We start from the raw sequence: 21,950 nt of genomic DNA, 5'->3' as shown, positions 1-21,950 counted from the left end.
AAAACGCTATGCGCGAGACTGACGTGAAACGACGTGCCTTCGCCATGCCGCTGACGAGCCCGGCCTATCCGCCCGGTCCCTACCGGTTCGTCGATCGCGAATACCTGATCATCACCTATCGCACCGATCCGGCCAGGCTTCGGGCAGTCGTTCCGGAGCCGCTGGAGGTCGACGAGCGAGACGCTCTCGTCAAGTACGAGTTCATCCGCATGCCCGACTCCAACGGCTTTGGTGACTACACGGAAAGCGGCCAGGTCATCCCGGTCTCCTTCCGGGGCCGCCGCGGCGGCTACACGCATTGCATGTTCCTCAACGACGAAGGCCCGATCGCGGGCGGACGCGAACTATGGGGCTTTCCGAAGAAGCTCGGTCAGCCGACGTTGCGAACGGAGATCGACACGTTGATCGGCACGCTGGACTACGGTCCGCTGCGCGTTGCCACGGGAACGATGGGTTACAAGCACGGCCAGGCCGATCTGGCGAAGATCAAGGCGGCTCTCGAGGAGCCGAACTTGCTGCTCAAGATCATCCCGCACGTCGACGGCAGCCCGAGGATCTGCGAGCTCGTTCAATATCGGCTCGAGGACATCGTGCTGAAGGGCGCATGGACCGGACCGGCGGCGCTGGCCTTGACACCGCATGCATTGGCGCCTGTCGCCGAGCTGCCGGTGCTCGAGATCGTTTCCGCCGTCCACATCCTCGCCGACCTGACCCTCGGCCTCGGGACTGTGGTGCACGATTATCTGCAGCAACCGGCCCGCGGCTCCATTCGAGCCGGCGAGAGAGCCCTGGTCTTCTAGCTTGAAGGTCGCCTCGCGCGGCCCCCGAACGTAATTGGCTTGCTATCGAGAAAGTGAACGAAATGAGAAACCTGAACGGAAAAACTGCGGTCGTCACCGGCTCAACCAGCGGCATTGGCCTCGCCTGCGCGCGGGCTTTCGCAGGCGCCGGCGCCAACATCGTGCTCAACGGAATGGGCCCGCACGCAGACATCGAGAACGAAAGAATTCGGATCGAGCGCGATTTCGCCGTTGGGGCGATCTACTCACCCGCCGACATGTCGAAAGCAGGCGAGGTCGCGGAGCTTGTCGCACTGGCTGAACGGAGCTTCGGCAGCGTCGACATCCTGGTCAACAACGCCGGCATCCAGCACGTTTCGCCGATCGAGGATTTCCCTGCCGAAAAATGGGATGCGGTGATCGCCATCAACCTGTCTGCCGCGTTCTATGCGATACGCGCGGCGGTACCAGGTATGAAGAAGCGTGGCTGGGGTCGCATCATCAACACCGCCTCGGCGCACTCGATCGTCGCCTCGCCCTTCAAGTCGGCCTATGTCGCAGCCAAGCACGGCGTCGCAGGCCTTACCAAGACGGTCGCGCTGGAACTCGCCCGGTCGAAGATCACCTGCAACTGCATTAGTCCAGGATACGTTTGGACGCCACTCGTGGAGAAGCAGATCCCGAACACGATGGCGGCGCGCCGCATGCGCAGGGATGAGGTCATCAACGATGTCCTGCTCGCCGCACAGCCCACCAAGGAGTTCGTCACCGTGGAGCAGGTCGCCTCGCTGGCACTATTCCTCTGCAGCGACGAGGCCGCTCAGATCACGGGCGCCAACCTCTCGATGGACGGCGGATGGACGGCCGCGTAGCCGCTTTCAATCACGGAACTTTCATGATGCATTCACGCAAGGAAACCAGCCGATTCACCACAGCCAAGCGATGTTCCCAGCTCAGCCTTGCGAAAGATAGCGAACTGGCTGCGGCCTTGCGCTTACACGAGGCGACCTTCAGTGCGGATGTGCTCCCCTGCGACGTCGAGCCGGTGGCTCCGAAGGACTTCTATGCGGCGATGGCCTCCGGATTATCGCGCACTCCGGCGACGCCCCGGGGTGAAGGGCCAAGGCAGTTTCCCTATCTCGCCGCCTGATGAAGGCGACAGCGAACGAAGAGGCGTTGACCCAGGTCAACGCGAGCCAAGCTGACTACGGCTGCATTGAAGGGTTTAGGATCGAAGAGCTGACGCCCCGCAGCTCGTCGAGCCAACGTGATGAAGGGGTCGATCTCCGCAAGGCTCGGACGAGCCTGCAGCAAGAGGCCCGTCGCCCACCTGCTCGATTTTGGTCGAGAGCGACGCCGAATATCGGTGCTCGAAGGCAGGAGAACCTCCTGCAGTCGAGCACCGTAGTCGATCCGCCTAAGCGGCAAGCGCCTCCTTGGTCAGCGTCCAGGCCTGGCTCAGCTTCTGGGCTCGCGTCTCGAAGTCCGCCTTGGCGATGGCGATGCGCTTTTCAATTCGTGCCTTGACCATCCCGGTTGCGGCCTTTGCCTGATCCTGCAACGCCTTCACTTTCGCGTCGGTCTCCGCCTTGGCTTGATCGAGCCTTGCCTTGGCCTCATCCTGCACCACCTTGATCTGCTTCTTCACGGCCTCGACGTCCTTTTGGATCGCGGCGCGGTTCTCGGCGGCGGCTTGCTTGAGCTCGTCATTGAGGGCTTTCAGATCGGCTTCAAAGGCTGCACTTTCTCGCATGAGTTGATCAGCGACGACCTCTCCCCGCAGACGCCGGAAAACGATCCCATCAAGCTTGTGCAAGCGGGTGTCGATCGGCGTCGTCCAGCTCTCTTCAATCTCCGCCAAAACCGCGAACTTGCCGCCGGTCAGGGCTTTCGATACGTCGTCCAGGAAGGTGACGTCGACCCCGCACTTGTTCACGTCGAAGACAAGCCCGGCGAGTCCACCGATCGAAGCGCCGATGGCCAAGCCCGCTGGCCCTCCCAGAATTCCGATCATGCTGCCGGTGAGCAGCCCGAGCGCGGTGCCGACCGGTCCGGGATCGGCTTCCTGCCTGAGGTTGACCGTTCCATTCTTGTCTTTCGCGATGACGGCCGAGGAATAGAGCGTGATGTCGCCACCACGATGCAGGTCTTTCAGCGCACTCAGTCCTTCGAATGCCGCCGCCTCGGTGTCAAAAACTGCAACGAGCATTTTGTTCATGACCGGTACTCCTCCGTTTTGATCCAACGCCGCGTCGTCATTCTCCACAGGTTCGAAAAAAGCGGCGCGGAATTTTCAGACGCAGAATGGAGCTCCAGACGTTCCACTCTGTCGTTGATCGAGATCAATCCGCGGCAAGCTGAGCCTCCTCACTGTGCCGTGCGGTGAGGAGTCACTTACCCTCCCCTGGAGGGTCCAGGAGGCGGCGGAGAAAGCCTCACGCCGGCTTCAGCGAGGCCAGCGCGTTCTCCAGCAGCGAGCGCACGCGCGCGGCATCGCCTGATTTCACCACGGCGGGGTCGAGATAGAGCTCGAGCCCCGGCGCGCGCTCGGTGATGATGCCGCTCTTCTCGGCAGCAGTATCGCTCAACGCATCCACCGAATAGGGAATGACCTCGCGGCTGATGCCCTTCATCGTGATCGCCGGCAGCGCGTGGGCGCGAACGATGTCGCTGACGAGGGCGAAGGTCTCGTAGCTCAGCACGATGCCGCCGGGCTCGGCGATCGATTGCAGGCGCGCGGCGAGGTTCGCCTCCGCACCGATGATGGTGTAGTCCATGCGGTCGGTGCTGCCGAAATTGCCGACATTGCAATAGCCCGAGTTGATGCCCATGCGCGAGCGGAACGGCTGCTCGATGCCGGAGGCGCGCCATTTCGCGTTCAGCTCGGCAAGGCGCTGCTGCATGCGCCAGGCCATCTGCAGGCAGGCCTGCGCATCGGCCCGGTCGCCCTTGGTCTCAGGGTCGCCGAAGAAGATCAGCATGGCATCGCCGATGAACTTGTCGACGGTGCCGCCATAGTCGAGAGCAATCGCCGACATCTCCGTGAAATATTCGTTAAGGAGCTGGGTCAGCTGCTCCGGCTGCAGCCGCTCGGCCGTGGCGGTGAAATTCTGGATATCGGAGAAGAAGATGGTGAGCTTCTTGCGCTCGGTGTGAATGGTGACGTCCTTCTGGCCCGAGAAGATGCTCTTGTAGACCTGCGGCGGGATGTAGCGCGAGATCTTCATCGAGAGCGAAGCGAGGAAATCGTTGGCGGATTCGAGCTCCTTGTTCATGTTCTTGATGTGGCGCGCCTGGCGGCGCTGCAGCGACAGGAACGACAATCCGCTGCCGGCTGCGATCAGGAAATAGGCCAGCAGGAACTTGAACGAGAAGATGTTGGCGGCGATCGGCTGGGCGATGATCACCTCCTGGATGCCTCTGACGTCGCCGACCTTCCAGTCCTTCTTCGGGCTCTCGGGGTGGCTGTTGTGGCAGCTGACGCAGGCCGGCCCCATCGTGACGGGCGCAACGAGGCGGACCTTGTCATTGAACAGCGAGGTCTCGGTCTCCACGATCTTCTGCTCGGGATCCCGGCGCAGCGCATCGAGCGCGTCCTTCTCGAACTTGTCGAGCTGGTGGGGGGCGCGGTTCTGGAACGGGAAGTCCGAAACGAAGCGGTAGGTGATGTTCTCCTGCTGGGCGCCGATCACCCGGCCGAGCTCCAGCGACAGCGTCGCGGGGATCGGGATCGCGCCGGGCACGGATTCGTAATTGTGAACGACCCTGGTCGTGCCGTTCGGATTGGCCAGCACGCGGCCGACCACGTTGGACGCGTAGTAGCTGCGCACGCTCGTGATCACTGAATTGAGATCGATCGCCTGGCGCCGCAGCGCCGTCTTGCTGAGCTCGGTCAGGTCCAGCCACACCGCGAGCGGCAGGGCGAGCAGGAGGAAGGCGATCGCGGCACCCGTGAGCACGCCGCTCTTGCGCTGTTCTTCGGAGATCTCTTGTTTCACGTCGCGGCTCCGTTGTGTGCGATTTTGCCGCAAACCCTCGGAATTTGCGGCAAGGAATGCGGCGGCACAGAGCCCGGAATCGCAGGCTCACGCAACCCCATTTTATGGTGGGTCGGCAGAGGAGCCTTTTCGTTTGATCACGGATGCTTAAGATCGGCGCCGACCTGCATCCGCTCCGCCGGAGAGAGCCATGACCGAGACCGTCCGCATCCAGCGCTTTGTCGCACGCCCCGTGATCGTGCCGATGAACCTGCCGCTCCAGACCTCGACCGGGGCAGTTGCCAAGGCGCCGCTGGTGCTGATCGACTGCGAGACCGACCACGGCGCAACCGGCCATGCCTATCTGTTCTCGATCACGCCGTCGGCCCTGAAGCCGCTGACGGCGATGGTCACGGAAATGTCGGACCTCGTCGCCGGCGACGAGCTGCTGCCGTTCGAGATCGAGCGCAAGCTGGCCCAACGCTTCACGCTGCTGGGCCTCGCCGGCCTGCAGCGGCTGGCGCAATCCGGCATCGACATGGCGGCATGGGACGCGCTGGCGCGCACGCGCGGCCTGCCGCTCGCCCGCCTGCTCGGCGGCGCGCCGAAGCCGGTGCGCGCCTACAATTCGAAGGGCCTCGGCATCATGCCGGCGGGCGCCGCGGTGGAGGAAGCCCACAAGCTGCTGGCCGAGGGATTCCACGCCGCGAAAATCCGCGTCGGCCGGAGCGATGCACGGGAGGACCTCACTGTGGTGCGCGCGGTGCGCAAGGCCGTGGGCGACGAGGTCACGCTGATGTGCGACTACAATCAGGCGCTGACGGTCACCGAAGCGATCCGCCGCGGTGAGATGCTCGACGACGAGGGCCTCACCTGGATCGAGGAGCCGATCCGCCACGACGACCATGCCGGCTGCGCCCGCATTGCCGACGCGCTGCAGACGCCGGTCCAGATCGGCGAGAACTTTGACAGCGCGTTTTCCATGCAGAGCGCCCTCGCCGCGGAGGCCTGCGACTACGTGATGCCTGATGTCCAGCGCATCGGCGGCGTCACCGGCTGGCTGCGGGCCGCATCGCTTGCCCATGCCGCCGGCATCGAGATGTCGTCGCACCTGTTCTCGGAAATCAGCGCGCATCTGCTCTGCGTGACGCCGACCGCACATTGGCTGGAATATGTCGACTGGGCCGATGCGGTGCTGGCAACGCGGCTGCAGATCAAGGACGGCTTTGCCCTACCGAGCGAGGGGCCCGGCAACGGGATCGCGTGGGACGAGGCGGCGGTGAGGAAGTATCTGGTGGAGTGATCGCGAGGTGCCGGGTCTCTCATATCGCCATTGCAAGCACACGATCCTCTCCCTCGTTGCGAAAGCGTGCGACACGGACTAACGATCCGCCATGACCACTTGGCGCCCCCACCCCCACATCCGCGTCGTAGCGATCGGCCTGCACTGGCGCGGCGGGCGGCTGCTGGCGGCCGAGGTGCGCGACGATGCGGGGCGGGTGAAAGGCGTGCGCCCGCTCGGCGGCGAGATCGAGTTCGGCGAGAGCTGGCGGGCGGCGCTGGTGCGCGAATTCGGCGAAGAGCTCCGCATCGACGTTACCATCATGGGCGAGCCACTGATGATGGAGAACGTCTTTGTGCACCAGGGATCAACCGGACACGAGGTGCTGTTCATCGCGGAGGTCGCGTTTCCGGATGGCGCATTCGAAGGCCAGGAGCGCATCGACTTCCGCGAGGATAATGGAGAGCAAGTTGTCGCGCGCTGGTTCGACCTTGCCGATCTCGACGTGGACGGCGGACCGGAGCTCTATCCGACCGGGCTGAAGGACTTGCTGCTGCAGCCTGCGCGTCCTTCCACGGAAGAGTGATGCGTGATCCTGGTCGAGACGCCGACGACGCATCGCAGCGTGCGCCCGCGATGCCATCAGCGCCAACATCGCCACTGCAAGACAGGCCGTCCGCATCATTCCCCTCACCGTGATCCGCCTCCATCGCGCCTGTAGCGGAAATCGCAATGGGAGGCGCCTTGCATGATCGTCTGCGTGCGCGTGAGCTTGATGTCGGGACCAAAACCTTCCGCGGTGGCAAAGTCCGCGGTGCAGACCAGAAGGAAACCGAGCTCCGGCTCGCCCAGCGCCTTGTAGAACTCGGCATAGGCGCAGCGCTTCACGTCGAAAGCGAACGCGTCATGCGTCTGCTCGATGACGTCATAAGCGAGCGCATCGTCGCGAGCGTAGGTGCGAAAGGCCGACGACACGGCCTTGCCGAGATCGCTCTCGTTCTTGGCCTTCCAGAATTCTTCGCCGAAGCGGCGATAGAGATCGCCGAGCGCCCTGCGCACCAGCGCGTTGGCGCGCGCCTCGCCGAGCTCGGCCTGCAATGCCTTGACCAACGGCACCAGCACCTGCGCCTGGATCTTTGCCTGTTCGATGACGGACACGGTCATGGGCGGCCTCGCGTAGAAGGCTGCATCGTAGCCAGGATGGAGTGCAGGCGTAATCGGGGACGGCGCCCGAGGGGATCCAGCCCTGGATTGCGTTGCGCTCCATCCAGGCTACGGATGTTCCAAGGATACCGAATAGGCCGCACCAGTCCGTCTTCGCTCTTCGAGCTACGCCGGACACGCTTCGTGTTGCTATGAACGGTGGCTTGCCCAGCCGAAGCTCGCGGCGACAGCCCGCCTGCGCCCGTTGGGCTTCGGCGCGGCATCCTTCACTCGCTTCGCGAGCGAAGGATGGTGGGCACGACAGGGATCGAACCTGTGACCCCTACCATGTCAAGGTAGTGCTCTCCCGCTGAGCTACGTGCCCTAGAGGTCATTTCGTCGGTGGGGTCCCTATAACGGCTCAGGGGAGCGTGCGCAAGGACGGAACGCGGCCGATTTAGGCCGCCAGCATCTTGTTCACTTCGCTGACCAATTCGCGTAAGTGCACCGGCTTGGACAGCACCTTGGCGTTCTTGGGGGCGTCCGAATCCGAGTTCAGGGCGACCGCGGCGAAGCCGGTGATGAACATGATCTTGATGTCAGGGTCGAGTTCCGAGGCCCGGCGGGCGAGCTCGATGCCGTCCATTTCCGGCATGACGATGTCGGTCAGCAGCATCTCGAACGGCTCTTCCCGCAGCCGTTGATAGGCGGCCATGCCGTTGTCATGGGACGAGACCTGAAAACCGGCGTTTTCGAGCGCCTTGACCAGGAAACGGCGCATGTCGTTGTCGTCTTCGGCGAGCAGGATCTTTGGCATGGCAGGAAACGTCGAATCCCCAGAGGATATCAGCAGAGGTCACTAAGCCCGACAGAGGGTAAATTTGGGGTGAAAATCTTAACCCTGCGCCGGCCCCGCTGCCGGCTCTTTGTGGACCGGAACGAGGTCCGAATCAATCGAACCGGACCCGCGCGTCCCCATCCCGATGCCCGCACGGTTAAGACGTGTTCCAAGGGGCGGTGACATCTTTTCGCTTGGCAGAATGGTTGCGATTCCGGACAATGACGACACATAAGAGCCGCTTGATCGCCCGAATCATTTGGACCCGGAGCTTGTCCGGATCGTGCGGCACGAAGGGACGAAGCCTGAGAAGATGACCCGCTTTGACGGCGACACGTCGCCAGCCTTCGAGATCTTCGAGCCTGCCGAATGGCGCGCGCCCGTCATCTTCAACTCGCCGCATTCCGGCTCGACCTATCCTGAGGAATTCCTGGCGGCGTCGCGGATCGACCTGCCGACGCTGCGGCGATCGGAAGACTCGTTCATGGACGAGCTGATCGGCCATCTGAGCGCGCGCGGCTTTCCGACGGTGCGGGTCAACTTTCCCCGCTCCTATGTCGACGTCAACCGCGAGCCCTATGAGCTCGACCCGCGCATGTTCACCGGCCGGCTGCCGAGCTTCGCCAACACCCGCTCGATGCGCGTCGCCGGCGGCCTCGGCACCATTCCGCGCGTGGTCGGCGACGGCCAGGAGATCTATCGCGACCGCCTCCTGGTCGACGATGCGCTGGGGCGGATCGAGACGCTGTACAAGCCCTACCACCGCGCGCTGCGCCGGCTGATCAACAAGGTGCACCAGATGTTCGGCACGGTGGTGCTGGTCGACTGCCACTCGATGCCCTCGGTCGGTGTCAGCAGGGACGAGCCGCGCCGGCCCGACGTCGTGATCGGCGACCGCTACGGCACCAGCTGTACGCCGCTCTTGCCCGATCGCGTCGAGGAGACCATGAGCGGGCTCGGCTATTCGATCGGCCGCAACAAGCCCTATGCCGGCGGCTTCATCACCGAGCATTACGGTAATCCCGCGAGCGGCCTGCACGCCGTGCAGCTCGAGCTCAATCGCGCAATCTACATGGACGAGCGGCGGCGCGAGCGCAGTGCTCGCTTTGCGCAAGTGGCCTCCGACTTCGGCGTTCTCGCCGACGTGCTGGCGAGCACGATTCCGTTCGCTGACCTCGGACCGTTCCAGGCCGCGGCGGAATAGGACGCAGCTTCTCTCGCGAACGACGACGAAGCCTTGCGCGCGCGTGCGTTTTCGTTTCGCAAGGTTACGCGCCCCAAAATGAAAACGGCGGCGACAAGAAAAAAGGGCCGCTCGCGAATGACGCAAGCGGCCCAAGTCTAGGGAGGAAACGCCCAAGGAGGGCAGCGGTAACGCGAAGCGCTACCGCACCGCAACAATATGCGACCGCGCCGCACAAAGTGCAAGGGCTTTTGCGCCGTTTCCCATGCAAATCGCACATGGCTCAATTGCTTCTATGGAAACCCAGATTCAGTTTCTTTGATAAGGAAATTCAATGGGTTGATAGTCATTTGCATACGAACAAGGCAAGGTCGGAACTAAGATTTCAACTCAATGATCGATATTTGGCCAGCAGATGACTGGAATGGGGCAGCACGCCTCGGCATCCAAAATACCAGGGAGCAACATCAAGACAGCGCTGCACGCGGCAGGCGAATTGAGCTAGGCAGAAGGCAAGCTCCATCCAACCTTCGCTTCGAGGATTTCGCCTGTGACGGTGATCGACTTCTCCGCCTTCATCGGTCGGCTCGCCACCGCCTCCGGCGAAACCATCCTGCCGTTCTTCCGCACCTCGCTGTCGATCGACGACAAGAGCAAGACCAAGGATTTCGATCCCGTGACCGAGGCCGACCGCGCCGCCGAGGCGGTGATGCGGCGGCTGATCAAGGCCAATTTCCCCCAGCACGGCATCGTCGGCGAGGAATTCGGCAACGAGCGCGAGGACGCCGACTATGTCTGGGTGCTCGACCCCATCGACGGCACCAAATCCTTCATCGGCGGCTTTCCGATCTGGGGCACGCTGATCGCGCTCTTGCACAAGGGTGCGCCGGTGTTCGGGATGATGCACCAGCCCTTCATCGGCGAGCGCTTTTCCGGCGACAACGGTTCGGCCAATTATAAGGGGCCGTCGGGCGAGCGCCGGCTCCAGGTCCGCCGCTGCGCTTCGCTGGCGGAGGCCACCACCTACACCACCAGCCCCCTGCTGATGAACGAGAGCGACCGCGCCATCTTCGGCCGCATCGAGCGGGGCGCGCGGCTGTCGCGCTATGGCGGTGACTGCTATTCCTATTGCATGCTTGCGGCTGGGCACGTCGACCTCGTGGTCGAAACCGAGCTGAAACCCTACGACATCGCCGCGCTGATCCCGATCGTGACCGGCGCCGGCGGCGTCGTCACCACTTGGGAAGGCAAGCCGGCCCAGGGCGGCGGCCGCATCATCGCGGCCGGCGACGCGCGGGTGCACGAGGAAGCGTTGAAGCTTTTGAACCGATAGCGAGCGGGCGGAGGGCTTGCATGACCGACGCGGGAGCGGAGACGGCGAGGTAGGTGGTTCTTACCCTCCCCTGGAGGGGGAGGGTCGCTTCGCCTTGAGCGAAGCGAGAGGTGAAGCGGGGCGGGGTGATCTTTCCACTCGGGCACCGCCTCAATGGAGAGACTGTCACCCCACCCCGCTCGCGCTTCGCGCGATCGACCCTCCCCCTCCAGGGGAGGGTAAGACTTTCCACTCAGACCGCCTCGGCCCTGAGATGCTCCACCAGCATCTTGGCCGGCCTTGGCAGCGCCTTGAAGCTGCGCGCGCAGATCACGAGGCGGCGGTTGGCCCAGGCGTCGCGCAGGCGGACCATGGCGAGCGGCATGGTCTTGGCGCAGCGGCGGGCGGCGGCTTCGGGCACGAGGGCGACGCCGACATCGGCGGCGACCATCTGGCAGATCGCGTCGAAATCGCGCAGGCGCGCGCGGACATGCTGGCGGATGCCGAGCCGCGCCGCATGCCTGGAAATATGCATCTGGAGCGCGGTGGCGCTGGTCAGCCCGACGAAGTCGCAAGACCCCGCCTCCTGAAAGTCGATCTGGCGGCGACCGGCGAACGGGCCGCGTTTCGACGTCACCAGCGTCAGGCGATCCTCGCTGAAGGGAAAGCGCTCGATATGCTCGGGCAGCGCGTGCTCGGCGGCGAAGCCGAGATCGGCGGCGCCTGCGGTGATGGCCGCCGCGATATCGGTGCTCTCGCGCTCCTCGATGTCGACGGCGATGTCGCGATGCTCGCGCAGGAAGCCGGCGAGCGCCTTCGGCAGATGCTCCGACAGGCCCGACGTGTTGGCGAGAAAATGCACGCTGGCGCGCACGCCGCTGGCAAAACCGGCGAGATCGCCGCGCATGGCGTCGATCTGATGAATCACGAGCCTGGCATGATCGAGCAGACTCTCGCCGGCCGCGGTCAACTCGACGCCGCGGCGGCCGCGCTTGAGCAGCGCGACGCCGAGCGCATCCTCGAGCCCCTTGATGCGCGCGCTGGCCGAGGCCAGCGCCAGGTGCGAGCGCTCCGCACCGCGGGTGATGCTGCGCTGGTCGGCGACCGCGATGAAGAGCTGGAGATCGACGAGGTCGAAGCGCATGCGAGTCTCTTCTCTATTGTTGGAGTATGATCTTGTCGGAAAACCGCGTCGCACTTTGCGCTTACGCGGCCCGGCGGGTCCGGATCATGCTTCAGCCTTCGGTGAGGACGAAGGCTCTCTCCGTAACCTCCAGATTGTGCGCCCGCGCGGCTTCGGTCAATGTGCAGAGATGATCGACCCGCTGCTCATCCTCATCGCCGCCGTGTTCCTGCTCGCCGGATTCGTCAAGGGCGTGGTCGGGCTCGGCCTGCCGACGGTGTCGATGGGCCTGCTCGCCGTGAGCATGGCGCCGAGCCGCGCCATCGCCATCGTGATCGTGCCGGCCATCGTCACCAACATCTGGCAGACCTTCGTCGGCCCGTATTTGCGCGACATCCTGCGGCGGCTGTGGCCGCTGATGATCGGCACCGTGGTCGGCTGCTGGCTGAACGCCGGCGCGCTGACCGGGCCGCATGCGCGCTACGGCACGATCGTGCTCGGCGCCCTGCTCGTCATCTACGCCGTGATCGGCCTGAACAAGTTCCACTTCAGCGTCGCGCCCGAGAACGAGAAATGGGTCGGCGGCGTGATCGGCGTCGTCACCGGCGTGATCTCGGCCTCGACCGGCGTGCAGGTGATCCCGTCGATGCCGTTCATGCAGGCGATCGGCATGGAGAAGGACGAGCTGGTGCAGGCACTCGGGGTGTTCTTCACCACCGCAACGCTGGCGCTCGCCTTCAACCTGAGTGCGGTCGGATTGCTGACGCCGGCCAATGCCGTGCCGGGTGCGATCGGCCTCGCCATGGCCTTTGCCGGCATGTTTATCGGCCAATCGGTGCGGGCGCGGATGCCGGCGGAAGCGTTTCGCCGCTGGTTCCTGATCGCGATGATCCTGCTCGGCCTCTATCTCGCCGGCAGCGCGCTGGTGAAGGAGTTTGCCTGAGGGAGTTACCGCGTCTCCAGCATGGCGACGCGGATGCCGAGATAGATGAAAAGGCCGCCGAGCGCGCGGTTGACCCAGGCGATCGCCCCCTCTGACCGGCGCAGCCGGTGCGCGGCCTTGGCGGCGAATGCGGCGAGCACCAGGCACCACAGCGTCCCCGTAAAGATGAAGATCAAGCCGAGCGTCAGGAAGGCGAGCGGCTTGTGCGGCGCATCGGCTGCGACGAATTGCGGCAGGAAGGCAAGGAAGAACAGCGCGACCTTGGGATTGAGCGCGTTGGTGAAGACGCCCTGGAGGAAGACCCGCGACAGCGAGCTCCGCACCGGCGCGTCGATGCTTGCAACCAGCACCGGGCGCGACCACAGCATCTGCAGCCCGGTTACGACGAGATAGGCCGCGCCGACCAGCTTCAGGATCGAGAAGGCCGTGGATGAGGCCATCAGCAGAGCCGAAAGCCCGATCGCCGTGCCCGCGACATGGACGAAGCAGCCGCAACTGATGCCCAAAGCGGCAGCGGCGCCGCCCCGCCAGCCCATCTGCATGCTGCGGCCGATCACATAGACCGAATCCAGCCCCGGCGTGATGTTGAGCAGCACGCCCGACAGGATGAAAAGCCCGATTTCGTGAATGCCCAGCATGAAGGTGCCCCGCTGCCGTCCTGGCGATCCCAGTTCCGCTTAGTCGGTTCGCCCGTCCCAGTCCACCGCCGGGATTGCGTAGGATTTACCTCGAATCTGCAATGCGGATCATGCTTCCGCTGCGGCGCATCTGCTTTATAAAGGCAGGGTTCTTGAAGTGCGGGATTCGCGGCAAACGCCACGCTGTGGCGGTCTCGGTGTCCTGACCCAAGTCCTCGTGGAGCGCTGCGGATATGGAAAGACGTCTGGCCGCCATCGTCTGCGCCGATGTCGCCGGCTATTCGCGCATGATGGGCAGCGACGAGGCCGGCACTCATGCCGCCTTCAAGGCCCATCGCGCTGCGATCCATCCCATCATCCTCAATCACGGCGGCCGCGTCGTGAAGAACACCGGCGATGGCTTCCTGCTGGAATTCCCCTCGATCGTCGGCGCCACCGAGGCCGCGATCGCGATGCAGACGCTGATGGCCGAACGCAACCGCCACCTGCCGGCCGACCGTGCCATGCAGTTCCGGATCGGCATCCACATGGGCGACGTCATCGCCGACGAGGACGAGGTCTTCGGCGACGACGTCAACATCGCGGTCCGCCTGGAATCGGTGGCGAGCCCCGGCGGCTTCGCGATCTCGGCCAAGGCCTATCGGGAGGCGAGCAAGCATCTCTCGGTGCCGCTGACCGATGCCGGCAACCATCGCTTCAAGAACATCAAGGATGCGATCGAGGTCTTTACCTGGACGCCCGAAGGCGCGCCGGCGCTTGCTCCCGAGCTCCGGGAGGCCTCGGCGCTGTCGCAGCAGTACCGCACCGCGATCGTCGGCGTGCTGCCCTTCGCCAATCTCAGCGACGCCCAGGACGAATATTTCTCCGACGGCCTCACCGAGGACCTGATCCATGCGCTGTCGCTGCAATCCTTCTATCGGGTGCTGAGCCGCAACTCGACCTTCGCCTTCAAGGGCAAGAACGTCGGCACCCGGCTGATCGCGCGCGAGATCGACGCCACCTATCTGATTCAGGGCTCGGTGCGGCGCGCCGGCGCCAAGATCCGCGTCACCGCCGAATTGATCGCGCCGGAGACCGGCGAGCAGCTCTGGACCGGCCGCTACGACCGCGACATCGGCGATCTGTTCGCGATGCAGGACGAGATCACGACCAACCTGTCCGCCGCCATCGCCACCGAGATCGTCCGTGCCGAGGCCTCGGCGCCGGCGCGGCTCTCGACCGACGTCTCCGCCTGGGACCGCTTCCTCAAGGGGCTGTCACATTACTACCGGCAGACCAAGGAGGATCTGGCCGCCGCCGTCGAGCTGTTCCGCGAGGCCATCCGGCTCGATCCGAAACTATCGATCGCGCACGCCTATCTCGCCACGATCCAGATCCAGAGCATTCAGTTCGGCTGGGTCAAGGGGACGCGCGAGATGTGGGCCGAGGCGATGAACCTCGCCGAAACCAGCGTGCGACTCGACCCGCGCTCCTCCTTCGCGTTCTCGATCCTGTCCTGGGCCCATTCGCTGGAGGGGCATCACGAGGCGGCGATGGACGCCGCCAAGCGCGCCGTCGCGCTCAATCCTTACGACAATGGCGCGCGCGGCGTGCTCGGCATCTGCCATTTCATGATCGGCGAGCACCGCGAGGCGATCGAGCTGTTCTCGATGGCCGTGCAACGCGACAACAGCGACCCGCGCTACCAATGGGCGGCGCTGAACGCGTTCAGTCATTATCTTCTGCGCCGATATGACGCGACGCTGTCATGGGCGCGCGAGCAGCTCTACATCAACCCGAATCACATGCAGGCGCTGGCGATCCGCGCCGCGGCCTTGGCGCAGCTGGGACGCAGCGACGAGGCGAGCGAAGCCGCCCGCGTGCTGATGGCAAATTATCCGACGCTGAACGTCGACCGGCACTTGCGCAACTTCCACTGGAAGCGGCCGGAGGACATCGCCCATTATCGCGAGGGGCTGCTGAAGGCCGGCGTGCCGCTCGGCAAGCTGACGCTGGTCCAGAACGACGTGAAACGGGCCGCCGAATCCTGAGCGAAGGGGCCGCAGGCCCGACGTGTTTCCGGTGCGCCCCCTGCTCGTGTTGACACGACAGTGAAATCCGCCACACTCATCACACGCTGAAGTAGTATATCGTGCTGTCGGTTTGTTAGGACTTTCCGCGCTCTAACGGCGCCTGCTTTCCACGATTCGCTGTTTTCAGGATTTGGGCCATGCACGACCCCGCTTCGAAACCGCCCTTCGACCCTTCGATTCAAGTCTCGCCGAACAATCCCTGCCCGTTCCTGCGCGGCCTCGTCGGTGAAGGCTTCGTCGAGGGCGGCACCGTCCCGCTCAATACGCTGTCGCAGACCATCGCCAATGCGAGCGGCGAGACGGGGCTGAAGAAGGTCTCGGCCCGCATCCAGGTCCGCGGCGTTGCGCTGATCGCCAACGGCATCAGGCACATCCTGAAGAGCATCTTTTCGGGCGCGCAGCTCGATGCGCTGCGCGGCGGGCCGCTGGACAAGCGCGGCGCCGGCTCGCGCATCCTCGGCGTCGACGGCAAGGTCAACGAGGACGAGATCGCCCGCTTCGCGAGCTTCGGCCGGACCTACACCGACCCGAACACCGGCAGCAGCGAGCCCGGCCTCAACGCCGCGGAAATCAAGACCTTCATGCGCGACAACCTCGAGCGCGCCGGCAGCGCCGCACGCTGGTACTACCCGCTGCTGATGAAGTTCGAATGGCCCATCCTCTTGAAGATCATCGGAAAGGGCAAGCAGGGCGAAGAGCGCTATCTCAGCGTGGCCGACGTGCGCACGCTGTTCGAACAGCGCCAATTCCCCGACCGCATCAACCAGCGGATCGTGTCGCAGCCGCTGCTGTCGTCCTGGCAGCTGCGCTGTCGCTGGGCGGTCGCGCTCACGGCGTTCGTCATCGGCCTTGGCCTCGTCGCCTTGGTCGCCGTCGCCGAATTCCCCAACCAGGTTCGCGCCATGCTGCCGCAGAAGGGCGTGCTGGTGAATCTGCTGCCGCCGCCCCTCCCCGCGATGCCCGCAACCAAGGCTGCCTATTGGCTCGAGCAAAACTGGTCGCTGAAGGACCGGCACTGGTTCCACCACGCCAGCCAGGGCACCGCGACGTTCCCGGTGCCGTATGAGTGGTTCGTGGCGCTCGAGCAGCCGCAGCTTCACCTGTTCTCGAAGCCCGGCATGATCAAGGACAGCGCCTATCTCGAGCGTTTCGGCTTCATCCCGAGCCCGCAATCGGTCCAGGTCGACACGGCGACGCTGCGCCGCTTCGGCTACGCCAATGTCTACGAGACGACGCAAGTGTCGGATTGGTCGACGCGATGGACGCCGGCGGAGAACGTCGACGGCCTGCCGGTCGGCTTCGCGCGCATGACAGGCGTCGTCGATCCCGCGACGGGTCGGCGCGAAGAGGACAGAATCGGGCTGACCTGCGCTGCCTGCCATACCGGCCAGATCCATTATCAGGGCATCGATGTGCGCTTCGACGGCGGCCCGGCGATGACCGACCTGAAGAAGCTCGAGCTCGCAACCGGCCTGTCGATCGCCTACACGCTCTACGTCCCGTTCCGCTTCCAGCGCTTTGCCGATCGCGTGCTCGGCCCCGACGCCAGCAAGACAGACCGCGCCGCGCTCAAGCAAAGGCTCGGCGCGATCGGCAGCTTCCTGATCGACTGGGCCAAGAATTACGACAAGACGATCGAGGCCAAGAAGACCTGGGACGGCAAGCAGCAGCGGGACACCGAGGAAGGGTTCGGCCGCCTCGATGCCCTCAACCGCATCGGCAACCAGGTGTTTTCGCAGGACCTCGCGCTGAGCGGCGTCAAGGGCTTCGAGAAGAATTTGCATGCCCAGGACGCGCCCGTCAGCTACCCCGCGATCTGGACGGTGCCGTGGTTCAAGTTCGCCCAGTACGACGCCTCGATCGAGCAGCCGCTGATCCGCAACGCGGGCGAAGCCCTCGGCGTCACCGCGCTGCTCAACCTGTCCGACGCCTATCCGGCGGACAGGCTGTGGCGCTCCTCGGTCAACATCAGAACGCTCGGCTGGATCGAGGACATGCTGAGAGGCCCCGATCCATTCAAGGCGGCTGATGCCGCCACGGGTCCGAAGTTCGGCGGCCTTCTCGCACCGAAATGGCCCTCGCACATCCTCGGCGACGCCTGGAAGCTGAAGCCCGATCGGGTCGAGCGCGGCCGCGCCATCTACGCCGAGATGTGCTCCGGATGCCATCTGCCTGATATCAACACCCCGGCCTTCTGGTCGTCGAAGCGCTGGGAGGCGAGCGGCGACAGCAAGGTGCTGAATGCGGTGACGATTCCCCTCGACGAGATCAAGACGGATCCCGAACAGTCCCTGGTTCTCAGCAAGCGGACCGTCGACGTGCCCGGCTTCCTGAAGGTCAACACGGCTGATCTGCAGACATGGTGGCAGTGCGAGATCCCGACTGCGAGCGCTTCGCCCAACGAGATGGTCTATGCGCTCGGCCTGATGACGGTGGTCGATCTCGTCGCCCGCAAATGGATGGACGACGAGGAGATTCCGGAGGCCGAGCGGGCGCAGATGTGGAATCTCGCGCGCAAGAACTGTCTCAATCCGGCGCCCGATCCGCGCTATCGCGCGCGGCCCTTGAACGGCATCTGGGCCACTGCGCCTTACCTGCACAACGGCTCGGTGCCTTCGCTGTACTGGCTGCTGAAGCCGCAGAACGAGCGCCCGCAAAAATTCTGCATCGGCCGCCGCGACTATGACCCCGACACCGTGGGTTTCGCAGTCACCGCCGACGAGCGCTGCAAGACCGGTGAGACGGAGTTCTCTGCGACTGATACCGACGGCAAGCCGATCCAGGGCAACAGCGTGCTCGGCCATTCCTTCGAGCGCAAGGACGGGGAGCCGAAACGCCCCGGCGTCATCGGCCGCATGTTCAAGGACGACGCCGAGCGCTACGACCTAATCGAGTACCTGAAGACGCTGTAGGCTCCTTTCACCCTCTCCCCGTAAGAACGGGGCGAGGGAGCGCACCGCCGTCGCGGATGTATCTCACTTGAACAACGGCGTGCCCGGCACGAAGGCGTCGAAGGCGGCCCAGAACTGGGCGCGGTAGCGGTCCTGCTCCTGGAGGATCTCGTGCTTGGCGCCGGCGATCACGAGATGGGAGCCGGCGCGCAAATGATAGGCGAACTCCTCGATCGCCGCGGTCGAGACCACGGTGTCGCTGGAGGCCGCCAGCATCAGGATCGGCTGGCGGATCTGGGAGGGGTAGTTCACACGCTTGAAGGTGTGCATCGCGCGGAAGGCGGTATCGGCCCAGGCGATTGTCGGCGAAGCCAATCCGAGCGTCGGGTCTTCCTCCAGGATCGCAGCGTTGCGCGCATAGCGAACGGGATCGCTGGTCAAGGGATTGTTGATGAAGGGATCGAGCCCGGTGAGGCGGTCGCTGCCGCCGGGAACGTAGCGGCCGCCCTGCCCCAGCAGGCGCATCGTCTTGAGCAGCGCACGCACCGGCAGCGAGGTGGTGCGCCCGGGCAGGTCGATCATCGGCGCGGACAGCACCATGCGGTCGAACCAGCGCTTGCCGGCATGGGCGACCCGCAGCAGCACCGTGCCGCCCATGGAATGGGCCAGCGCGAAGAACGGCGGCGGGCAATCCGGCAGCACCACCTGCTGCACGAAGGTCTCGACGTCGATTTCGAAATCGGCGAAGTCGCGGACATAACCTTTGCGCGGATCGCGCAGGCGGCGCGACGAATGGCCCTGCCCGCGCCAGTCGATCATCGCCACCGCAAAGCCGCGATCGCGCAGGTCGCGCACGGTCTCGAAATATTTCTCGATCTGCTCGCTGCGCCCGGTGAAGACGCAGACCGTCCCCTTGCGGTTCGCCGGCGGCGCCCAGCGCGCAAAGCGCAGCTCGACGCCATCAGGGGTCTTGATGGTGCCGCTGACGACGTTTTCGGGGACGGGATTGGCGGGAATCGAGACCAGCGTCATTGGGCGTGCTTGGGCGGGAAGTGCTGCAAATCAAGGGGCCAAAGCGCCGAAAAGGCGGCTGTCCCGCCCTCTTGAACGCCGTCTCGTTCCACCCATATCACCTTCGTGCAGGCCGCTACCAGTGTTTCGGAACCGGAACATCAGGCTGCACACAGACAAAGCCCGGCCCGATTGGCGGGCGGGTTGCCAACAGTCGCTCAATGGAGGACTTGACCATGCGTACCTACGATCTCACTCCGTTCTATCGTTCCACCGTCGGCTTCGACCGTCTCTTCAACCTGCTCGACCAGGCCAGCTCCGACGGCAGCCCCGGTTATCCCCCCTACAACATCGAGCGCACCGGCGAGAACGCCTACCGCATCACCGTTGCGGTCTCGGGCTTCGCCAAGGATGAGCTCTCCATCGTCGCGAAGGAAAACACGCTGACGATCAAGGGCGAGAAGGTCGCGAACGAGAACTCGAAATCCGAAGTGCTCTACCGCGGTATCGCCGCGCGTGCCTTCGAGCGCGCCTTCCAGCTTGCCGACTTCGTGCAGGTGAAGGACGCCTCGCTCGAGAACGGGTTGCTTCACGTCGACCTCGTCCGCGAGATTCCCGAGGCCAAGAAGCCGCGCCAGATCGCGATCAACGCCGGCGCGAAGGCGCAGGTGATCGAGAACTCCGCCGCGCAGGCCGCCTAAGCCACGCGACCAGTCCAAGCGACTTCCAGGTTGCGACAACGCCCCGGTGCCCCGGGGCGTTTTTTATTTTGCACTGCATCACAGAGCGGTGAGTGGGCGTAACACCGTCGGCTCTGCCTCCGTCGTTTGGGCATCGACCCCAACTAAGATGGAGAAAGATCATGTCACTCTGGCGCAGCCTTTTCGTCGCCGCGAGCCTGTTGGCGGCCCCCCTCAACCTCGCTCATGCCCAGACACCGCAGACGGTGAAGGCAAAGAACGTCGTGCTGGTGCACGGCGCCTGGGCCGACGGCTCGAGCTGGTCGGAGGTGATCCCGATCCTGCAGGCTGCAGGCCTGCATGTGACCGCCGTGCAGAATCCGCTGTCATCGCTCAGCGACTCCGTCGAGGCGACCAAGCGGGCGCTGGCCGAGCAGGACGGCCCGACGGTGCTGGTCGCGCATTCCTGGGGCGGCACCGTGATCAGCCAGGTCGGCACCGATCCGAAGGTCACGGGCCTCGTCTACGTCGCCGCACGCGCACCCGATGCGAACGAGGATTTCGTGGCGCTGTCGAAGCAGTTTCCGACCGGGCCGGCGCGTGCCGGCATCGTCGAGCGCGACGGCACCACCAAGCTCTCGGAAGACGCCTTCCTGAAGTACTTCGCCAACGGCGTGAAGCCGGAGCAGGCCAAGGAGCTCTACGCCGTGCAATGGCCGACGGCAGCCTCGATCTTCGCCGGCCGCACCACGGAGGCGGCGTGGCGCTCCAAGCCGAGCTGGTACGCGGTGTCGAAGAACGACTACACCATCAATCCCGATTTCGAGCGCTTCCTCGCCAAGCGCATGAACGCCACCACGATCGAGCTCGATGCCGGCCACCTCTCGCTGGTGTCGCATCCGAAGGACGTGGCCAATCTGATCCTGGATGCGGCGGGATACAAGCGGAGCTGACACGCAGTCATTTCACGCAAAAGCGCCCGAGAGGTCCTCGGGCGTTTTCCGTTTGCTGAGGCCTAGTCCAGCCCTTGCGCCGCCGGCATCTCCTGCGTCGGCGGGATGGTCGGGGCCGGCCTGGCCTGACCGACGGTCGGCACGCTTGCTTGCGGGGAGGCTTCGGCCGGCTTGGCTTGCACCACGGCGGCTTGCTGCGCGGGCTGGGCCTGCACCTGCTGGGCGGCGGGCTCGGCCGGCTTGGCGGCAGCGACCGGCGTCTCGGCACGCCGCGGAGCGGCCTTCGGCAGCGGCACGGCGCGGCTTGTCACATGCGGGATCGACGCCGGCGGGCGCGGCGGACCGCTGCGGATCACGGTCGGCGGCGGCAGCGCGGTTTGCGGCCCATCAGGCGCTGCGGCAGGTTCGTCATAGGCCGGCGCCATGCCATAGGCATCAGCGGCGGGCATGAAGCGGATGATCCGCCCGTCGCGGGCGTCGATCACCAGCCGGCCATCGTCGCCGCTTCTGTCGATCACCGCGATGGTGTAGACGCTGCCGCGCAGGCGCGGAATGCCGAGCGGCGAGAAGCCGTTTTCGCGCAGCACGGCGTAAACCTCGGTCGGCGGCAACAGGGCCAGCGCAGGGCCGCGCTCCTCGTAGTGGCCGTAACCGTAACGCGGCGGGGCGGCCGCCGGCGGGGCGTAGGGCCCGTCGAAATCCGACACCTCGATGACGGCCCTTCTCGCAATACCGCTCGCGGGAACCTGGGCATGGCCTGCACTGGCTGCCAGCGCCAGCACGGCGGCCGCCACACATCCTGTGAAAAACTTCATGATCCAGACGCTCCTGTCAGGCCCTCCGGTGGCCCGCCCTCTTTCGCTTTTTGCGGCGTGGCGCGCCTTCCGAACGGTTGATCCGAAGCTTCATTGGGGATTTCGGCGCCGGCGGGGCCGGATCAGGGCGCGTTTGCCTCAAAACCGGGGCTGCGCAACTTTTGGAAAGCGATCGATTGACTTCTGCGGAATCGGGACTTCCGCGCGCTTGTGTGCTAGACAAAAATTTGGCAAGGTGATGGTTAGGACAGGAAGACTGTCTCAATTTTGCTTGCGGTTCCGGCATAGGGATTGCAGCGAGAACTGGTGC

The 21,950-nt window shown here is 64.7% G+C and carries 20 protein-coding genes and 1 tRNA gene; 12 read left to right on the top strand and 9 right to left on the bottom strand.

The features are described 5' to 3' along the window. The first annotated feature begins 8 nt into the window (after positions 1 to 8). From HZZ13_RS23105 to HZZ13_RS23095, 3 genes are all read left to right on the top strand, one after another. Positions 9 to 800: an acetoacetate decarboxylase gene (locus tag HZZ13_RS23105; RefSeq protein ID WP_197961820.1), complete on the top strand. Its 792-nt coding sequence runs from the start codon at positions 9 to 11 to the stop codon at positions 798 to 800. Between the two features lie 62 nt (positions 801 to 862). After that, positions 863 to 1,651, top strand: coding sequence for a 3-hydroxybutyrate dehydrogenase (locus tag HZZ13_RS23100; RefSeq protein WP_197961819.1), 789 nt, complete (start codon positions 863 to 865; stop codon positions 1,649 to 1,651). Beyond that, complete coding sequence (locus HZZ13_RS23095) at positions 1,636 to 1,929, top strand: hypothetical protein (RefSeq protein ID WP_197961818.1); 294 nt, start codon at positions 1,636 to 1,638, stop codon at positions 1,927 to 1,929. Before HZZ13_RS23100 ends, HZZ13_RS23095 begins: the two co-directional genes overlap by 16 nt. Before the next feature lie 267 nt (positions 1,930 to 2,196). Here the strand turns inward: HZZ13_RS23095 and HZZ13_RS23090 are convergent, their stop codons facing one another. Both HZZ13_RS23090 and HZZ13_RS23085 read right to left on the bottom strand, forming a co-directional pair. Then, entirely contained in the window at positions 2,197 to 2,997 is an 801-nt protein-coding gene (locus HZZ13_RS23090; RefSeq protein WP_197961817.1) for a DUF1269 domain-containing protein, read from the bottom strand. A 217-nt stretch (positions 2,998 to 3,214) separates the two neighbouring features. Continuing rightward, on the bottom strand, positions 3,215 to 4,777 hold the full coding sequence (locus HZZ13_RS23085; protein WP_197961816.1) for an adenylate/guanylate cyclase domain-containing protein: 1,563 nt from the start codon (positions 4,775 to 4,777) through the stop codon (positions 3,215 to 3,217). Between the two features lie 190 nt (positions 4,778 to 4,967). Here HZZ13_RS23085 and HZZ13_RS23080 point away from each other — a divergent pair, with 190 nt between their 5' ends. Both HZZ13_RS23080 and HZZ13_RS23075 read left to right on the top strand, forming a co-directional pair. Further along, positions 4,968 to 6,059 carry an enolase C-terminal domain-like protein gene (locus tag HZZ13_RS23080; protein WP_197961815.1) on the top strand — a complete coding sequence of 364 codons (1,092 nt, stop codon included), beginning with the start codon at positions 4,968 to 4,970 and terminating at the stop codon, positions 6,057 to 6,059. A gap of 91 nt (positions 6,060 to 6,150) precedes the next feature. Beyond that, positions 6,151 to 6,624 (top strand): NUDIX hydrolase, encoded by a 474-nt coding sequence (locus tag HZZ13_RS23075; RefSeq protein ID WP_197961814.1) that lies wholly within the window; start codon positions 6,151 to 6,153, stop codon positions 6,622 to 6,624. A 104-nt stretch (positions 6,625 to 6,728) separates the two neighbouring features. On the opposite strand, the gene HZZ13_RS23070 is transcribed toward HZZ13_RS23075, so the two are convergent. The 3 genes from HZZ13_RS23070 to cpdR all read right to left on the bottom strand — a co-directional run bounded on the left by HZZ13_RS23070 (position 6,729) and on the right by cpdR (position 7,998). Then, entirely contained in the window at positions 6,729 to 7,202 is a 474-nt protein-coding gene (locus HZZ13_RS23070; protein WP_197961813.1) for an L-2-amino-thiazoline-4-carboxylic acid hydrolase, read from the bottom strand. A 289-nt stretch (positions 7,203 to 7,491) separates the two neighbouring features. After that, positions 7,492 to 7,566, bottom strand: a tRNA-Val gene (locus HZZ13_RS23065). A 72-nt stretch (positions 7,567 to 7,638) separates the two neighbouring features. Then, positions 7,639 to 7,998, bottom strand: a complete 360-nt coding sequence (gene cpdR / locus HZZ13_RS23060; protein WP_007597092.1) for a cell cycle two-component system response regulator CpdR — start codon at positions 7,996 to 7,998, stop codon at positions 7,639 to 7,641. A gap of 334 nt (positions 7,999 to 8,332) precedes the next feature. Between cpdR and HZZ13_RS23055 the strand changes: the two genes are divergently transcribed. Then, complete coding sequence (locus HZZ13_RS23055; protein WP_197961812.1) at positions 8,333 to 9,223, top strand: N-formylglutamate amidohydrolase; 891 nt, start codon at positions 8,333 to 8,335, stop codon at positions 9,221 to 9,223. Between the two features lie 529 nt (positions 9,224 to 9,752). Continuing rightward, positions 9,753 to 10,535 (top strand): histidinol-phosphatase, encoded by a 783-nt coding sequence (gene hisN, locus HZZ13_RS23050; protein WP_197961811.1) that lies wholly within the window; start codon positions 9,753 to 9,755, stop codon positions 10,533 to 10,535. A 232-nt stretch (positions 10,536 to 10,767) separates the two neighbouring features. Here hisN and HZZ13_RS23045 read toward each other — a convergent pair whose 3' ends face one another. After that, positions 10,768 to 11,658: a LysR family transcriptional regulator gene (locus HZZ13_RS23045; RefSeq protein WP_197961810.1), complete on the bottom strand. Its 891-nt coding sequence runs from the start codon at positions 11,656 to 11,658 to the stop codon at positions 10,768 to 10,770. Between the two features lie 169 nt (positions 11,659 to 11,827). Here HZZ13_RS23045 and HZZ13_RS23040 point away from each other — a divergent pair, with 169 nt between their 5' ends. Continuing rightward, positions 11,828 to 12,580 (top strand): sulfite exporter TauE/SafE family protein, encoded by a 753-nt coding sequence (locus HZZ13_RS23040; protein ID WP_197961809.1) that lies wholly within the window; start codon positions 11,828 to 11,830, stop codon positions 12,578 to 12,580. A 5-nt stretch (positions 12,581 to 12,585) separates the two neighbouring features. On the opposite strand, the gene HZZ13_RS23035 is transcribed toward HZZ13_RS23040, so the two are convergent. Then, positions 12,586 to 13,218 (bottom strand): LysE family translocator, encoded by a 633-nt coding sequence (locus HZZ13_RS23035; protein WP_197961808.1) that lies wholly within the window; start codon positions 13,216 to 13,218, stop codon positions 12,586 to 12,588. 233 nt (positions 13,219 to 13,451) lie between these two features. Between HZZ13_RS23035 and HZZ13_RS23030 the strand changes: the two genes are divergently transcribed. Together HZZ13_RS23030 and HZZ13_RS23025 are read left to right on the top strand one after the other, a co-directional pair. Continuing rightward, complete coding sequence (locus HZZ13_RS23030; protein WP_197961807.1) at positions 13,452 to 15,248, top strand: adenylate/guanylate cyclase domain-containing protein; 1,797 nt, start codon at positions 13,452 to 13,454, stop codon at positions 15,246 to 15,248. A gap of 179 nt (positions 15,249 to 15,427) precedes the next feature. After that, positions 15,428 to 18,202: a di-heme-cytochrome C peroxidase gene (locus HZZ13_RS23025; RefSeq protein WP_197961806.1), complete on the top strand. Its 2,775-nt coding sequence runs from the start codon at positions 15,428 to 15,430 to the stop codon at positions 18,200 to 18,202. Positions 18,203 to 18,265: 63 nt separating this feature from the next. On the opposite strand, the gene HZZ13_RS23020 is transcribed toward HZZ13_RS23025, so the two are convergent. After that, positions 18,266 to 19,213 carry an alpha/beta fold hydrolase gene (locus HZZ13_RS23020; RefSeq protein ID WP_197961805.1) on the bottom strand — a complete coding sequence of 316 codons (948 nt, stop codon included), beginning with the start codon at positions 19,211 to 19,213 and terminating at the stop codon, positions 18,266 to 18,268. 215 nt (positions 19,214 to 19,428) lie between these two features. Here HZZ13_RS23020 and HZZ13_RS23015 point away from each other — a divergent pair, with 215 nt between their 5' ends. After that, entirely contained in the window at positions 19,429 to 19,893 is a 465-nt protein-coding gene (locus tag HZZ13_RS23015) for an Hsp20 family protein (protein WP_025032242.1), read from the top strand. A 161-nt stretch (positions 19,894 to 20,054) separates the two neighbouring features. Continuing rightward, entirely contained in the window at positions 20,055 to 20,825 is a 771-nt protein-coding gene (locus HZZ13_RS23010) for an alpha/beta fold hydrolase (RefSeq protein WP_197961804.1), read from the top strand. Positions 20,826 to 20,887: 62 nt separating this feature from the next. Here the strand turns inward: HZZ13_RS23010 and HZZ13_RS23005 are convergent, their stop codons facing one another. Then, a complete protein-coding gene (locus HZZ13_RS23005; protein ID WP_197961803.1) occupies positions 20,888 to 21,640 on the bottom strand; it encodes a hypothetical protein in 753 nt (250 codons plus the stop codon). Positions 21,641 to 21,950 lie beyond the last annotated feature (310 nt).

Origin of the sequence: Bradyrhizobium agreste, from assembly GCF_016031625.1 — a bacterium.
GTDB classification, from domain to species: domain Bacteria; phylum Pseudomonadota; class Alphaproteobacteria; order Rhizobiales; family Xanthobacteraceae; genus Bradyrhizobium; species Bradyrhizobium agreste.
Note: the sequence above shows the minus strand (reverse complement) of the source record. Positions and strands in the feature narration are given on the sequence as shown.

Coding starts and splice junctions, on each gene's coding strand:
- HZZ13_RS23105 (WP_197961820.1), top strand. CDS start 9: ATGCGCGAGACTGACGTGAAACGACGTGCCTTCGCCATGCCGCTGACG.
- HZZ13_RS23100 (WP_197961819.1), top strand. CDS start 863: ATGAGAAACCTGAACGGAAAAACTGCGGTCGTCACCGGCTCAACCAGC.
- HZZ13_RS23095 (WP_197961818.1), top strand. CDS start 1,636: ATGGACGGCCGCGTAGCCGCTTTCAATCACGGAACTTTCATGATGCAT.
- HZZ13_RS23090 (WP_197961817.1), bottom strand. CDS start 2,997: ATGAACAAAATGCTCGTTGCAGTTTTTGACACCGAGGCGGCGGCATTC.
- HZZ13_RS23080 (WP_197961815.1), top strand. CDS start 4,968: ATGACCGAGACCGTCCGCATCCAGCGCTTTGTCGCACGCCCCGTGATC.
- HZZ13_RS23075 (WP_197961814.1), top strand. CDS start 6,151: ATGACCACTTGGCGCCCCCACCCCCACATCCGCGTCGTAGCGATCGGC.
- HZZ13_RS23070 (WP_197961813.1), bottom strand. CDS start 7,202: ATGACCGTGTCCGTCATCGAACAGGCAAAGATCCAGGCGCAGGTGCTG.
- cpdR (WP_007597092.1), bottom strand. CDS start 7,998: ATGCCAAAGATCCTGCTCGCCGAAGACGACAACGACATGCGCCGTTTC.
- HZZ13_RS23055 (WP_197961812.1), top strand. CDS start 8,333: ATGACCCGCTTTGACGGCGACACGTCGCCAGCCTTCGAGATCTTCGAG.
- HZZ13_RS23045 (WP_197961810.1), bottom strand. CDS start 11,658: ATGCGCTTCGACCTCGTCGATCTCCAGCTCTTCATCGCGGTCGCCGAC.
- HZZ13_RS23040 (WP_197961809.1), top strand. CDS start 11,828: ATGATCGACCCGCTGCTCATCCTCATCGCCGCCGTGTTCCTGCTCGCC.
- HZZ13_RS23035 (WP_197961808.1), bottom strand. CDS start 13,218: ATGCTGGGCATTCACGAAATCGGGCTTTTCATCCTGTCGGGCGTGCTG.
- HZZ13_RS23030 (WP_197961807.1), top strand. CDS start 13,452: ATGGAAAGACGTCTGGCCGCCATCGTCTGCGCCGATGTCGCCGGCTAT.
- HZZ13_RS23025 (WP_197961806.1), top strand. CDS start 15,428: ATGCACGACCCCGCTTCGAAACCGCCCTTCGACCCTTCGATTCAAGTC.
- HZZ13_RS23020 (WP_197961805.1), bottom strand. CDS start 19,213: ATGACGCTGGTCTCGATTCCCGCCAATCCCGTCCCCGAAAACGTCGTC.
- HZZ13_RS23015 (WP_025032242.1), top strand. CDS start 19,429: ATGCGTACCTACGATCTCACTCCGTTCTATCGTTCCACCGTCGGCTTC.
- HZZ13_RS23010 (WP_197961804.1), top strand. CDS start 20,055: ATGTCACTCTGGCGCAGCCTTTTCGTCGCCGCGAGCCTGTTGGCGGCC.
- HZZ13_RS23005 (WP_197961803.1), bottom strand. CDS start 21,640: ATGAAGTTTTTCACAGGATGTGTGGCGGCCGCCGTGCTGGCGCTGGCA.